Genomic DNA, 14,016 nt, shown 5'->3' with positions numbered 1-14,016 from the left:
ACTGCCACTCTTCCAGAATCTAACGCATGCCGAGCTTTGACGTACACGCTGGCCATGCTCCCCAGCCTTGACCCGCCTGTACCTTCTCGGCCACTGCAATTTGCTGCTCACGGGTCGCTAGGTGCGCCTGTGGTGCGTACTCGCCGCCCCCATAAGCTAGCCAAGTAGACGGGGTGAACTGAAGACCGCCGGAGAAACCATTGCCGGTGTTGATAGCCCAATTGCCACCAGCCTCACACTGCGCGAGAGCGTCCCAGACTGAGCCACCAGCCACCGAAGGTGCTGACGGCTTTTCCTTAGTGCCACGCTTAACTTTGGCTGGGACCGGTGCCTTAACCTCGGTCTCCTTGATGACCTTCTCGGAAACAACCTTGCCGTTTTCCTTGACGACGCTCTTGGTAACGTCCTTCTTTCCCGGAACGGCAGGAGTTATTTCCTTCTCTTCACCCTTGGCTAATTCTGGATCGTCGATGAACTCCGGCGCTGCTTTGAAATCCTCAACTGCGCTGACTTCATCCATATCGACATGGACAACATTGATTTCTGCATTATGGTCCACAATCTCATCCAGAGCTGGCGTGACTTTATCGTCACCATCCACCGCGATGCCCTTGTCCGCAAGAACGTCAGCGACTGTGGCAGCCGCCACCTGGGTATATGTAACCTGGCCACCATTGTTGAGCTTCAGAATCTTTGGGGTGGTGACATCGACGGTCAGCCCATCGAGTGGGATTTCCTGGTCGGCTGGCAAAGAAATCTTGTCCGCAGCCTTAATGTCTAGCTGCTTGGCCAGTTCGTCGACAGTGAGGGCGGTGGACATCATCTGCTGTGGCTTGCCGTCAATAACCACTGCCACTGGGCGCGCAGAACGGACGGTAATACGGTCCCCATTGTTCAACGCTTGGCCCGGAGTTGGCGCAACCAAATCCTGCGCCTGTACTTTCACACCGGCCTGGTCAAGCGCCCCGGCCACGTCGCCGGAAAAGGTGGCAAGGGTGATCTGCTCACCGTTGATGTCGAGCGTGACATCCTTCTTCATCCCGACGGCGGAGACACCGCCGACAAGCAGAGTTGCCAACATGCCACCGGTTGCCATGCGCAGTGGAATTGAATGTGCGGAGTTCAGCCGGTTAATTCGAGACTTTTGGTGCATACCCACGATTGCTACAACTCAAATCTTAAAACTCGGGAACAGTACAGTGCGACACCCATACAATCGAGCGATCTTCTCAATTGCAGGGATCCAACTTCATGCTTTGTCACGGTACGGTAACAAGTTGTTGAAGTCCAGCACATTTGCGGCCGCGCCCAAATCACGCCAGTGTAAGAAAAACACGCCAAATAACAATTCATCACACACATCACAACCGAGCTGGGGTTTTCCAGAGCTGTGAATTACGTTAAAAATCCCCGAGCTGTTACGCAGGCCACAATCAGACTAAAGGGCTAAGCCATATACTCGGTCAAACGCCGCATTCACCGCAGCGACAACCTCCCGCGGATCTTCTCCCCGGGCTTCAGCCAAACAGTAGGCGGTGTGTCCGACAAAGGCCGGCTCATTGCGAGCCCCTCTGAACGGTTCGGCCGTCATATACGGCGCATCAGTCTCAATGAGGAATTGTCCGGCAGGCGCCAATCGGGCAGCTTCACGAAGCTCGGTATTGCGTTTGAAGGTCACGTTTCCCGCGAAACTCAACACATAGCCTCGATCGAGCGCTTGCTTAGCGACGTCAAGCGGAGAAGAGAAGCAGTGCAAGATGATAGCCACAGGAGTCGGTGAATCCGCGAGCATCCGCATCAGATCAGCATCTGCCTCGCGATTATGAATCATCAGTGCTTTGCCGGAAGATACCGCTAGGTCAATATGCCACCGTAGCGCCTCCTCCTGAGCGGACAACGGCGCGCATTCTTCTGACTTTCCAATCCAATAGCTGTCCAACCCGGTTTCTCCGATAGCTACGCAACGGGGATCGGCCGCCATCTCGGTGAGGCGTTGCTTGGCGACGTCGTCAAGCTCGAGGGCGCGGGTGGGATGGATGGCGCATGCGGCATACACACGCTCATGATGCTGCGCCGCTTGCAGCGCCAGCTCCGCCTCGGCGAGACCGTCTCCAACAGTACAGATCCGGTCCACGCCTGCGGCAACGGCACGGTCCACTATGTCCCGAACTTCGTCCTCAGACACCGCGCCGCAGGAGGCGAGATGGGTGTGGGCATCTACCAGCCCCGGCAGGAATTCGGCGGGTTCTGGAATTGGTCGAGGCTTTTTCTTAGACACGGCACTCCATCCTAGCGACCAGACAACCTACTTCCACATCCCGCAACACCCGAACTGAAAACAACACTATTGTGCGACCGGTGCCCATTCCGGCCCAGTCTGACCCAATTCGGACTCGAGCTTAGCGATGAGCGGTTTAGGCTTAGACAGCTCAGTGCCTGGCACTACCTCAACTCGCTGCCACACAGCTTGCTGCTGGGTGTAGTCGCCAGTAATTACCGGATACGTGCGCCCTGCTTCCGGCAGGTTCACTCCCACTGGGGCTACCGGCATATCATCCTGCACTTCTTCGATCGAAGGAGTAGCCGCCCAAACACCGGTACGTCCCAGCGTCTCATGAACAGACTGCGCAATATGTGGCAGATACGGCGTAAGTAGCGTGTTGCAGTCAGACACCACCTGCAAGGCAGTGTGCAGCACAGTGGCCAGACGCTCACGCTGCGACTCGTCCTTGGCTAGCTTCCACGGCTCCATCTCTGCAATGTATGCATTGGCTTCACCCACCACGTGCATTGCGTGCGTGATACCGGCCTTAAATTTGTTATGCTCCAGCGCCTCGCCGACAATGTCGAAAGCGTCGGATGCCAATTGCAGAATCTGACGATCCGCATCCTTAAGCTCACCCGGCTCTGGCACCGCGCCGAAGTTCTTGTGAGCCATGGACACCGTTCGATTCACCAAGTTGCCCCAACCATTGGCCAACTCGTTGTTCACGCGGCGGACAAATTCGTCCCAGGTGAAATCGGTGTCATTGTTCTCAGGGCCGGCGACGGCGATGAAGTAGCGCAGCGGATCGGGACCGAACTCTTTCAGGAAGTCCTTGACATAGATGACCACGCCCTTAGATGAAGAGAATTTGGAGCCGGACATCGTTAGGTATTCCGAGGAAACTACCTCTGTTGGTAGCTCCAGCGCACCCAATGAGCCCCATTCTCCCCCACGAGCGCCTTCTCCGCGGTAACCGAGCAACTCCGCTGGCCAAATCTGGGAGTGGAAAGTGATGTTGTCCTTGCCCATGAAGTAGAAGGACTGGGCCTCCGAGTTGTTCCACCACTCGCGCCAAGCCTCTGGGTTGCCGGAACGATAGGCCCACTCGATCGAGGCAGAAAGGTAGCCGACAACGGCATCGAACCAGACATACAGCTTCTTAGCGTTATCATCTTGCCAACCATCCAGTGGCACTGGGACGCCCCAGTCAATGTCACGGGTCATCGCACGCGGGCGAATATCCTCGAGCAGGTTGAGCGAGAATTTCAGAACATTCGGGCGCCAATCCTCGCGCCCCTTGAGCCACTCCGCGAGTGCCTCGGCGATTGCGGGCAGGTCAAGAAGGAAGTGCTCGGTTTCGATGAACTTGGGGGATTCGCCGTTAATCTTGGACACCGGATCAATGAGATCGGCGGGATCCAGCTGATTGCCACAGTTATCGCACTGGTCTCCTCGTGCGCCTGCAGCCCCACAAATGGGACAGGTGCCCTCGATGTAGCGGTCTGGGAGCGTACGCCCAGTCGAGGGGCTGATAGCCCCCATCGTGGTCTGCTTGATCATGTATCCGTTGTCATGCAGCCCGCGGAACAACTCTTGCACCACCTGGTAGTGATTACGAGTGGTAGTACGGGTGAACAGATCGTAGGTCAATCCAAGTCCAGCAAGGTCCTCGACGATCTGGCGGTTGTAGCGGTCTGCAAGCTCTTGGACCAGAACGCCTTCCTTTTCCGCTTGCACCAACAGTGGCGTTCCGTGCTCGTCGGTACCGGAAATCATCAGAACATTCGAACCACGCATTCGCTGGAATCGCGCAAAAACGTCAGAAGGAACGCCGAAACCCGCCACATGTCCAATGTGACGGGGTCCGTTGGCGTAGGGCCAGGCAACAGCTACGAGCACAGACTTAGTCATGGGAATTACCTTACTAAGACTGGCTGGCTTGTTGTGAGTTAGGCTCGCGGTGCTTTTCGACGCCCATGGCTGCGCTTGGCGCGCTCCTCCATTTCTCGGTGAATCCGGCCCTCCCGCGCTAGGCGACGCTGGAAGCGCTGGTGTTCCTTTTGCTCAAGGTAGTTCGGATCCTCACTTAGCCCCTTTACCAGGGCAAACATCAGCATTACCAGAATGATCAGGAAGGGGCTCGCCACCACGATTGTGACGTTCTGCAAGTTGGCCAGGGAGTCTTCTCCTCCAGCGAGCAGCATGGTCAAACCAATCACAGCCGTGAGCACACCCCATACGCCGGTGATCCATGGCTTTGCCTCGAGACGGCCATTCTGGCTCATCGAGCCCATGACCGTGGAAGCCGAATCCGCAGAGGTGATAAAGAATACTGCGAGTAACACCATGGCAAGAGCAGAAGTGATCTGTCCTGCCGGCAACTCATGCAGCATGTCAAACAGGATGCGTTTGGAGTCGCCCTCGCCCCAGACAGAACGACCGTCTCGCTCGAAGATCACTGCGGTGCCACCGAAGATGGCAAACCACACTACGGTCACTGCGGAAGGGATCAGCAGCACACCCAGGATGAACTCCCGAATGGTACGGCCACGAGAAATACGGGCGATGAACATGCCAACAAACGGGCTCCAAGACATCCACCACACCCAGTAGAAGATGGTCCATCCGCTGAGCCACTCCCCAGCAGTGCCGTCCGCGGACTCTGCGGTACGTCCCGCCATCTCGGCAAAGTTAGCGAGGTAAGCGCCGACGCTTCCCGGGATGAGGTTAAGGATGGACACGGTTGGCCCAAGTACGAATACGAAAATGGCGAGCAAGGCAGCCAACACCATGTTCGTGTTGGACAGCAGCTGAATACCGCGCCCCACGCCAGACATTGCGGAGAGCAAGAAGGCTAGCGTCAGAACCAAAACAATTCCGATGACCGTCTTCTGGCTCGGATTATCGATCAATCCGCTGGCAGACAGGCCGGCGTTGATCTGAGTGGCACCAATGCCCAAGGAACATGCCGTGCCGAAAAGGGTGGAAACGATGGCCAGAATGTCGATGAGCTTCCCCCAGACGCCATCTGCGCCCTTCTTGCCGATGAGCGGTATGAACGCGGAGCTCAGCAACTGCTTATGTCCCATACGGAAAGTGGCATACGCGAGCGCCAGGCCGACGATGGCGTAGAGCGCCCATGGGTGCAAGGTCCAGTGGAACAAGGTAGTGGCAAAGGCTATGTCCACTTCGTGAGACTCGTGCCCAGGGACGCCAGTTCGGTAGAAGGTCAATGGCTCAGTGGCGCCGAAGAACATTAGGCCGATACCCATACCGGCAGCAAACATCATGGCTACCCAGGATGGCGTGCTAAATTCGGGGGCTTCGTCATCGCGCCCCAAGCGGATGGAACCAAATTTGGAAGCCGCGATCACGAGAACAAATGCTACAAAGATGGTGCCGAACAAAATGAACGCCCACCCGAAGTTGGTAACCACAAAATTAAGGCCACCAGTGGCAAAGGAAGCTAGGTTATTGGGCGCAAGTAGGCCCCAGGCGATTGCAAGAATCGCAAAAACAATGGCGGTGAGTGTAACCGGCCAGTTGATTCCTGCCGATTCGTCTTCAAAGGCGTACTCAATGTTTCGGTCGAGGACGGTCGCGTCGTAATCGTCGCCACGCTCGATCATTCCTGCGAGCATTGCGGACGCGGAACCATCCGCGACTTCAGTGGACTCGGTGCCAGTAGGCTCCGTTGCTTCGACGATTTTAACGTCTTGGTCTTGGGGTCTTTCTGGTGGTGTCATTACTCCAGCTTCTGCGCTTACGCTGCAGATTCTCAAACTGAAACGACGATTTCGCCAGACAGATCAGCCGGTTTTCACCTACTAGTTACTCAATCGTGACCCGTACCTGTGCAGTAGGGGTGTGGTATTGGCTACCATAAATAACAACTCGATAACGATGCAAGCTTGTTTATCTATTTAGCTATCTGCGCAAAACGACCGCGTCATAGATCTCCTTCTTAGAGACCCCATGCTGGGCACTCAAATCTGCGGCGACGGCCTTGACTCTTTCCCCGGCAGCAACTCGTTCCACTGCGATATCAATTAGCTGCTCTAGATCAACTTCGACTTCAGTAGCTCCTTCAATGACCACGCTGATTTCCCCCCGAACGCCTTCGGCTGCCCACTCGGCGAGTTCCGGCAGCGTGCCTCGTTTCACTTCCTCGTAGGTTTTGGTCAACTCCCGGCACACCGCTGCACGACGCTGATCACCAAGCACCTCGGCGGCGTCGAGCAGCGTTTCGGCAATGCGGTGTGGCGACTCAAAGAAGCAGACGGCGCGTTCTTCGGAGCGGAGCTTTTCCAGCCAGGAACGCCGAGCCCCTTGCTTGCGAGGGGCAAAACCGTCAAAGGCGAAACGGCCAACAGGCAGACCGGAGAGCGCTAACGCCGTGGGCACTGCTGACGGCCCAGGAAAACAGGTGATCGGGATGCCCGCATCATGCGCGGCCTCCACCAACGGAAACCCTGGGTCCGACACTGACGGCATGCCTGCATCCGTGACCACGAGGACTGTCCCAGCACGTGCATGAGCGATTAATTGCTCAATACGACTGACTTCATTGTGGTCAAAATTGGAAACAATTTGGCCAGTTATTTCTACTTCGAGCGCTGCAGCAAGGTTGCGCGTACGCCGGGTGTCCTCAGCCGCGATTAGCGTCGCCTCGCCCAGAGCTTGCACGAGCCGCGGTGACGCATCACGAGCATTTCCGAGTGGGGTTGCGGCGATGATAATCCCGTGTGGCAGGGCTGAACGTGGTTCCATAATTCCCAAGCATTGCACAAACTGCGGTGACTTTACTTAATATGAAGTTCGTGGCCCAACTAGTAGATGACGCACACTCCCCTGTTGCAGCGCACCCCGTGTCGCACAATCCGCGCGCGCTATCACTGGCGGAACCCCTAAAACAGCCCTGGACAACACTGGATTTTCTGGTTTATGCCACGGTTGGACTCCTTGCTTTCATCTCCCGGTTTTGGGCTCTGAGCCAAGCTACAGATAATGGCACCCCAGTGTTCGATGAGAAGCACTACGCTCCCCAAGCCTGGGACATCGTGACTTCGACAGCCAACCCGATCATCGGTGGCATCGAGTCAAATCCTGCCTACGGATTAGTAGTGCATCCGCCGCTGGCCAAACAGCTGCTAGCCTTCGGCGAAATGCTTTTCGGCTACACCCCTATGGGGTGGCGAGTAATGACGGCACTATTTTCCACCGCTACGGTCCTGCTCATCGTTGCTATCACCCGTCGATTGAGCCGATCCACTGTGGTTGCAGCGTTCGCCGGCATCATCGCGCTTTGCGACGGAGTCCTCCTCGTCGCCGGTCGCTTCGGCATGCTTGACATCTTTCTGACATTTTTCGTGGTGGCGGCCGCCTACTTTTTAACCCGGGACCACATTCAAATGCGGGAGCGGATGTATCGCGGCTATATAGCCGGGCTAACGCACCTGAGCGTTTTCGGGCCGCGTTTTGGCTTCCGTTGGTGGCGGTTCGCCGCAGGCGTCAGCCTGGGCCTAGCGCTTGCCGTTAAGTGGTCCGGCCTGTACTACATGGCATTTTTTGGCGCACTTGCGGTAGCTATGGACTATTCGATTCGGCGACTATACCGCGTGGATAGGCCCTTCTTAGGCACGCTCTTAAGAGATTGCCTCCCGGCCTTCGCGAGCATCGTGATTCTTCCGATACTGCTCTATACCTGGTCCTGGCGCGCTTGGTTTGCAAACGAAACTTCGGTGTACCGCCACGCTAAAGAAACCGGCACTTTGCCAGCTGAAAAGTTGTATTACGATTTACCCGATTCCCTTGCGAATTGGTTCTACTACCACGATTCCGTGCTGAAATTCCACGCCTCCCTGACCAGCTCCAGCGGGCATTCCCATCCCTGGGATTCCAAGCCATGGTCATGGCTAGTTGCTGCTCGCCCGGTCCTCTATTACTCCGAAACTGGTCAAACGTGTGATGGCTTGGCTCAATGTCGCCGCATGATTTATCTGTTCGGCACTCCACCCATTTGGTGGCTCACTGTCCCGGTAGTCCTGTGGGCACTCTGGTGCGTCATCATTTTGAAGGATCGTCGCTATGCAATCCCGTTGCTCGCCTTCGCAGCTGGATTTATCCCGTGGGTGCTGACCTATGACCGACAAATGTACTTCTTCTACGCCATCCCGCTGGCACCGTTCATCATCATCATGCTGGCGCTCACGCTCGGTCTAATCGCAGGGTTCGCGCGTCCCATTCGGATTCCAGGTTTTAGCGGACCGGTGCGGGCAGGAAGCCTCATTGTCATCAGCTACCTCGCCTTAGTTATCATCGCGTTTTTCTACTTCAGCCCGATTTTCTACGGCACACTCATTACAGATCAGCACTATCAGAGCATGATGTGGCTGCGCAGCTGGAAGTAATCTCAGCTTTCAGTGAGCGGGTTAGCAGAAAGGGACCGCAAGAGCCGTGGCACGGTCCCTTCTTGCATTGTCTTGATCCAGGCGACCAACACGAGCGCCGCAGTTGCCAGCAACAGGACCAAACCGCCCAGATCTCCCGCGGTGGCAAATCCGAGCACCATGTCACGCACCCCGAAGCCTAGGCTGAAGGTGAACAATGCCCCAAAGACAGGGAAAAGGCCGCCGCTGGCCTGCGGGCGCCATGCAGCGAAAAAAAGACCGAAAGCCATGGCGAAACGAAACGCTGCGGCATCAAAGAGTAGTCCAGCGAGCAGCGGGTCATCAGTTGCCACCAGAGTGCCAGCAGGTAGCCCAGAAGTTGGCAGGGCGGCAACATTAGTCAGCAGTGCTATGGCCCACGCTACGTACACTGAGCCGAACAGGACTAGCAGCATCCGCACCAGCGCGTCGCTGAGGACGAAGCGGGCCACTTGTTTACGGCGTTCAGGTTCGAGGCCCTCCAAAATGCTGGCAGACAAATCCGGTGCCTCCAGATCCGTATCAGCACCCACGTCTTGAAAAGCAAGCACTCGATTGAGAGCTGCTGCTTTGTCGTAATATCGCTGGCATTCTCTACACCCCGATAAATGTGCGTCCAGAATGTCATCCGGCACGCCCGAATCCTCACCGTCCAGGCGCGCGGACAGGGCAGCCTGTACTTGAGCACAGTTGAGCATCAGGACAACGCCCCATCAATGCTGGCACGACCGGAGCCAAAGACCACCACTATCAAGAGTGACACCACCAAAACTGCCACGTACTCGATGCCGCCTTGGCTGATCAAGATACCGTTCTCCAGGTGCACAAAGTACAGCGCAGCGGCCATAAATAACGCCAGCACGCCGGCAACGAGGGTAGTCAGCAGACCTACCACCAACATCGCGCCACCAATGAGTTCCACCCCTGCCACTAGATATGCAGAGGTCTTAGCTTGCGGAATGCCCCAGGCGCTAAACTGACCGGTCGTTTCTACTATGCCGGTGAGGAAGAATTTGTCCCAACCGTGTGCGATGAACACAAAACCTAGGGTTGCGCGCAGCAGGAACAAGGTGATGTCTCTGACAACGGGTTTATCCATGGCAAATAGATTACCCCGCCGGCCTGGATACTAGCTCACCCGGCGAGGCTGCCGAGTAAATTCCACTGGTTCTTCAAGGTCGAACTGAGCGGTAGCGACAGGCAAGTCCATGAAATCAGGGCTCTCATCGTCAAGCTCAAGAACCACTGCACCGGGGCGACGCAACCGCGCCGGGACACCAAGTTCGGCGCCTTCGACTGTGCGTACACCCAAACGAGCGCGGCGCATGTGCTGGATACGACGGGCACGTAGTGCCCGCTCCTGCTGTACCTGCTGGCGCAGGACCACGAGGTATCCGACGGTCAGCATTAAAACAACAACCGGCAGCAGCCACAAGAATCCGCGGAATACAGCTGCCAGGATCACGCTAACTACCGCAAAACCCACGAGCGCAAGCAAGGTACGCTGACGACGCTGGAAGCGATTAGAAGTTGCTAGTGCATCTGCTTCCGGGTCATATCCACCACGACCACGCCGCTTGGCAGCGAATTCGAGATCTTCTTCGCTGAGCTCATCCACTGGTACGGAGTCGGCCGCCACGTCAGGTTCGATCTCATCAAATTCGCCAGTTTCACCGTAGTCCGCACTCTCATGCAGGTAGTCGGCTGGGGAAACATAGGCATCGTCGTAGGGGTATGCGTCTTCGTACTCGTAGTCATAGTCGTCGACAAGCTCAAAGTCCTCGTCGATTTCCAGGTCTGCTGCCGCTGCGCTGGGCTCTGCTTCCGGAAGCTCAGCTACCACCGAGCCATCGACGACAGCGAAAGAGTCGATGCGCTCAGCGTCATCCGAGTTATTGCGTCGAACCCGACGCGAAAACGCCTGCCCGAAACGATCGCCTAGTCCACGGCCAGGTTCACTGTCTGGATCCTCGACGAGAACGTCGTCGACTTCAACAAGCTCAAAGTCCTCATCTTCCGAGGTGACATGCACATCAGAAGTAGACACGCGGGGCTTAAGTCGACGCGGGGCGATATCATCACCGCCCGAATGGATCAGGCGTGTTTCTTCAAACGCCTCGTTGGTGTGGCGAATGGGCTTACGGCCCCGCAACGCGATGGGTGCCAGCACAAACAGCCATACCACCACGATCAGAACGATGGGAAGAGTTCCGGACACGCGGAGAGCACCCTGCCTTTCCTAATGTTTAAGCTTCGCGGTATTCTTCCTCCCGAGATTATCCAGCGAACTGCACTTCTCAGCAGCGCCACGCCGAAACAAGAGGCGAAGAAATCACTGAATTGCGCCGCGCTGCCGCAGCCGCGCTACAGCGCCGGTTGCGAAATCATCCTCGAGCAGCGCCATGTAGACGTGGTCTTGCCAATCGCCGTCGATATGCAGGCTGCGCCGCAGCACTCCCTCTTGTTGAAAGCCATTGGCCGCCAGTACCGCGCCGGACGCAGGGTTGTTGGGAAGATAAGTCGCCGTTAGGCGATGCAGACCGACGCGCTCAAATGCAAGGTCAATCCCCAACGCAACCGCGGCTTTAGCGACGCCTCGGCCACTGACCTCCTGATCTACCCAGTATCCGATCCAAGCTTCCGACACGGCACCGCGTTGAATATTGCCGAGGGTGAGCTGACCTACAAATTGACCAGCTAGCTCAATGACGAGTGGCACCAAGTTCCCTTGGTTGGCGGAACTTCTCAGGTAGCCAAACGTCAATCGCCATGCTTCCGAGGAGTGCGCGTCCTCCCAAGTTCCAAGGACGGTCGGCTCTACCGGCTGCAACACGGGCTGATTTGCCAAACGCAGTGAGCGCCACGACGCGCCATCTCGTCGCATGATCGGGCGAAGCAGCAACTCTTCACCGTCATTAAGCCGAACTGGTTGGCTTTGTTCTGGCCAGCCGGGGTGGCGATGATGACGCGCAACACCTGCACCTGCAACCTTGAAATTGCGTCCGAACTGCAGTGGGCCCACTAGCTGCCCTGTGCCAAGAACAACACGTCCACCACATCTCCGGGACGCACTTCAGCTACTGCCTCCGGAATGCGGATCAGCGCATTGGCTTCTGACATACCGGCCAGGAGGTGCGCAGGGGCTCCCGTTGCGCCGCCCAGCCCCTCGACGAGGTAGTCCTGGGTCTCGGAATCTCGCATGAGACGAGCGCGCACGTAGCCGCGACGTCCTTCCTTTGAGGCAATCGGAGCGAGCGCACGGGCTCGCACGTGACGACGCCGAGTAGAGTTCTTCCCCAACGCTGCCCGAATGCAGGGGCGCACGAAAATTTCAAAGCTCACCAGGGCTGCTACCGGATTACTCGGCAGCAGGAATGTAGGGATGCGAGCGTCCCCCAACAAGCCGAATCCCTGCACCGAGCCCGGATGCATAGCAACTCGGGTGATATCGAGTTCCCCCAACTCCCCCAGCAAGTCACGAGCGCGTGTAGAGGCAGCTCCGCCAACTGCGCCGGAGATCACCACTAACTCGCTGCGCATCAGCTGACCTTCAATGATCTCGCGCAGGCGTCGCGGTTCACCAGCGGCCACGCCGACTCGGTGTACTTCAGCTCCTGCTTCTCGTGCTGCTGCCGCGAGCGCGTAGGAATTAACATCGTAGACCTGCCCAAGCCCTGGTTCGCGGTCAATATCCACCAGCTCAGGGCCGATGGAGACGATGGAAATCCGCGGGCGTGGATAGACCAGCACTTTGTTTCTGCCGACGGCGGCCAACAATCCAATGTGGGCTGCTCCCAGTACGGAACCAGGGGTGACAGCAACATCGCCAGGTTGGATATCATCCCCGACTCTGCGGACAAACTCGCCGGACTTCACCGGGCGATGTGCCACTACGCGCTTAACACCGCGGTCAGACCATTCCAATGGCAGCACGGCGTCAGCAAGCGTGGGCAACGGCGCACCGGTGTGGACCCGCACAGCTTGCTTTGGCTGCAAACGCAAGGGTTGCTGCGAGCCAGCGGCGACCTCGCCCACCACCGGCAAGGACTTCTCGTTCACGGGCGCAGGCTGTACTTCTACAGTCGGGTTCCGGTTGGTCAGCGCACGGGCACCGCCCACGTCGACGGCACGCACAGCGTAGCCGTCGATAGCAGCTTGCGGGAAACCAGGAAGCGCACGCGTGGCTTGTACTTCCTCTGCGCACATCAGCCCCAGGGCTTCTGCGATCGCGATTCGGACCGGCTGAGGTGTGATCACTGCGTCAGTGACCATTGCAAGTTGCTGTTCTACAGAGCGCACGCGCGTGGTTCCCCTTTCGTGCGTTGAGGCTTTGCGGGGAGCTATCCCTCGTTAAGCAGTTCGGTGATGTAGTGACGCAGTCCCTTGCCATATGTAGGGTGCTTCAAACCAAAGTCTACGCAAGCCCGGATGTAACCACCCGGATTGCCGAGATCATGGCGCACGCCGTCATGAACCAGAATATGAACTGGGTGCCCTTCTAGGATCAGCATCTCGATGGCGTCGGTAAGCTGCAGCTCCCCACCCTTACCAGGCGTAATACGCTTGAGAGCGGCGAAGATTTCCCGGTCAAGCAAGTAGCGACCAGTGGCAACAAAGTTGGATGGCGCGTCTTCAACATCAGGTTTTTCCACCATGCCACGGACTTTTTTAACCTTCATATCGGCACAGTCTTCGGCGCATTCTTCCACGTCGAACACGCCATAGTTACAAACATCTTCACGCGGGACCTCGACAGCGCACAGGACACTGCCACCGAACTTTGCCCGCACCTCGGCCATCTTTTCCATGGCACCCATGGGCAGCACGAGGTCATCAGGCAGCATGACTGCGACTACGTCTTCGTCATCATCTAGGACCGACTCAGCGAGACCAACGGCGTGCCCCAGCCCAAGAGGATGTTCCTGCTGTACTGCCACAGCCTTGATGAGTTCAGGGGCGCGTCGTACCTTGCCCAGCTGATCCATCTTGCCGCGTTCTTCCAGGGTGGCCTCAAGCTCCGGGTGCGCGTCAAAGTGTGCGAGCACGCCTTGCTTCTTCGGGGCAGTGATGATGGCAAGCCGGGAGGCCCCGAGGTTGGCAGCCTCTTCGGCAATCATTTCGATGCCCGGCGTATCCACGACCGGGAGCAACTCCTTTGGCACTGTCTTAGTAGCAGGCAGGAAACGGGTGCCCATACCCGCTGCAGGAACGATCACTGTCTTCACTGCATGCTTGTGCTCGTCGATAGGGAAGTTCATAAGTGATCAGGATACCCGGCGACTCCCCCGCCCCAGGGAGCGACTCGACATACATGTTCGCTAG

Annotated in this window: 12 protein-coding genes; 1 reads left to right on the top strand and 11 read right to left on the bottom strand. The window is 57.2% G+C overall.

Going from position 1 to position 14,016, the window contains the following annotated elements:
• Positions 1-19: 19 nt before the first annotated feature.
• The 5 genes from WG936_RS07885 to rsmI form a co-directional block, all read right to left on the bottom strand.
• A complete protein-coding gene (locus tag WG936_RS07885) occupies positions 20-1,159 on the bottom strand; it encodes a transglycosylase family protein (protein ID WP_339572559.1) in 1,140 nt (379 codons plus the stop codon).
• Between the two features lie 279 nt (positions 1,160-1,438).
• A complete protein-coding gene (locus WG936_RS07880) occupies positions 1,439-2,278 on the bottom strand; it encodes a TatD family hydrolase (RefSeq protein ID WP_339563859.1) in 840 nt (279 codons plus the stop codon).
• A 66-nt stretch (positions 2,279-2,344) separates the two neighbouring features.
• The gene (metG, locus tag WG936_RS07875) at positions 2,345-4,177 is read right to left on the bottom strand and encodes a methionine--tRNA ligase (protein WP_339563860.1); all 1,833 of its coding nucleotides are present in this window, start codon (positions 4,175-4,177) and stop codon (positions 2,345-2,347) included.
• A gap of 38 nt (positions 4,178-4,215) precedes the next feature.
• Positions 4,216-6,012, bottom strand: a complete 1,797-nt coding sequence (locus WG936_RS07870; protein WP_445227944.1) for a BCCT family transporter — start codon at positions 6,010-6,012, stop codon at positions 4,216-4,218.
• A gap of 181 nt (positions 6,013-6,193) precedes the next feature.
• Positions 6,194-7,036 (bottom strand): 16S rRNA (cytidine(1402)-2'-O)-methyltransferase, encoded by an 843-nt coding sequence (rsmI, locus tag WG936_RS07865; protein WP_339563861.1) that lies wholly within the window; start codon positions 7,034-7,036, stop codon positions 6,194-6,196.
• Between the two features lie 41 nt (positions 7,037-7,077).
• On the opposite strand from rsmI, the gene WG936_RS07860 reads away from it, so the two are divergent.
• Positions 7,078-8,676, top strand: a complete 1,599-nt coding sequence (locus WG936_RS07860; protein WP_445227943.1) for a dolichyl-phosphate-mannose--protein mannosyltransferase — start codon at positions 7,078-7,080, stop codon at positions 8,674-8,676.
• 2 nt (positions 8,677-8,678) lie between these two features.
• Here WG936_RS07860 and WG936_RS07855 read toward each other — a convergent pair whose 3' ends face one another.
• The 6 genes from WG936_RS07855 to WG936_RS07830 form a co-directional block, all read right to left on the bottom strand.
• On the bottom strand, positions 8,679-9,392 hold the full coding sequence (locus WG936_RS07855; protein WP_339563862.1) for a zf-HC2 domain-containing protein: 714 nt from the start codon (positions 9,390-9,392) through the stop codon (positions 8,679-8,681).
• Positions 9,392-9,793, bottom strand: coding sequence for a DoxX family protein (locus WG936_RS07850; protein WP_339563863.1), 402 nt, complete (start codon positions 9,791-9,793; stop codon positions 9,392-9,394). Before WG936_RS07850 ends, WG936_RS07855 begins: the two co-directional genes overlap by 1 nt.
• A gap of 30 nt (positions 9,794-9,823) precedes the next feature.
• Positions 9,824-10,912 carry a divisome protein SepX/GlpR gene (sepX, locus tag WG936_RS07845; RefSeq protein WP_339563864.1) on the bottom strand — a complete coding sequence of 363 codons (1,089 nt, stop codon included), beginning with the start codon at positions 10,910-10,912 and terminating at the stop codon, positions 9,824-9,826.
• 114 nt (positions 10,913-11,026) lie between these two features.
• On the bottom strand, positions 11,027-11,716 hold the full coding sequence (locus tag WG936_RS07840) for a GNAT family N-acetyltransferase (RefSeq protein ID WP_339572558.1): 690 nt from the start codon (positions 11,714-11,716) through the stop codon (positions 11,027-11,029).
• The gene (glp, locus tag WG936_RS07835) at positions 11,716-12,993 is read right to left on the bottom strand and encodes a molybdotransferase-like divisome protein Glp (RefSeq protein ID WP_339563866.1); all 1,278 of its coding nucleotides are present in this window, start codon (positions 12,991-12,993) and stop codon (positions 11,716-11,718) included. The genes WG936_RS07840 and glp overlap by 1 nt, the downstream gene beginning before the upstream one ends.
• 41 nt (positions 12,994-13,034) lie before the next feature.
• Positions 13,035-13,952: a UTP--glucose-1-phosphate uridylyltransferase gene (locus WG936_RS07830; protein ID WP_339563867.1), complete on the bottom strand. Its 918-nt coding sequence runs from the start codon at positions 13,950-13,952 to the stop codon at positions 13,035-13,037.
• Between the last annotated feature and the right edge of the window lie 64 nt (positions 13,953-14,016).

It is taken from the genome of Corynebacterium sp. H127 (genome assembly GCF_037482665.1).
Classification (GTDB): Bacteria; Actinomycetota; Actinomycetes; order Mycobacteriales; family Mycobacteriaceae; genus Corynebacterium.
The sequence above is the reverse complement of the archived record's forward strand: the minus strand, read 5'-3'. Positions and strand labels throughout refer to the sequence as shown.

Excerpts from the sequence above, each read along its gene's own strand:
- metG (WP_339563860.1), bottom strand. The coding sequence starts at position 4,177 with ATGACTAAGTCTGTGCTCGTAGCTGTTGCCTGGCCCTACGCCAACGGA.
- WG936_RS07870 (WP_445227944.1), bottom strand. The coding sequence starts at position 6,012 with ATGACACCACCAGAAAGACCCCAAGACCAAGACGTTAAAATCGTCGAA.
- rsmI (WP_339563861.1), bottom strand. The coding sequence starts at position 7,036 with ATGGAACCACGTTCAGCCCTGCCACACGGGATTATCATCGCCGCAACC.
- WG936_RS07860 (WP_445227943.1), top strand. The coding sequence starts at position 7,078 with ATGAAGTTCGTGGCCCAACTAGTAGATGACGCACACTCCCCTGTTGCA.
- WG936_RS07855 (WP_339563862.1), bottom strand. The coding sequence starts at position 9,392 with ATGCTCAACTGTGCTCAAGTACAGGCTGCCCTGTCCGCGCGCCTGGAC.
- WG936_RS07850 (WP_339563863.1), bottom strand. The coding sequence starts at position 9,793 with ATGGATAAACCCGTTGTCAGAGACATCACCTTGTTCCTGCTGCGCGCA.
- WG936_RS07830 (WP_339563867.1), bottom strand. The coding sequence starts at position 13,952 with ATGAACTTCCCTATCGACGAGCACAAGCATGCAGTGAAGACAGTGATC.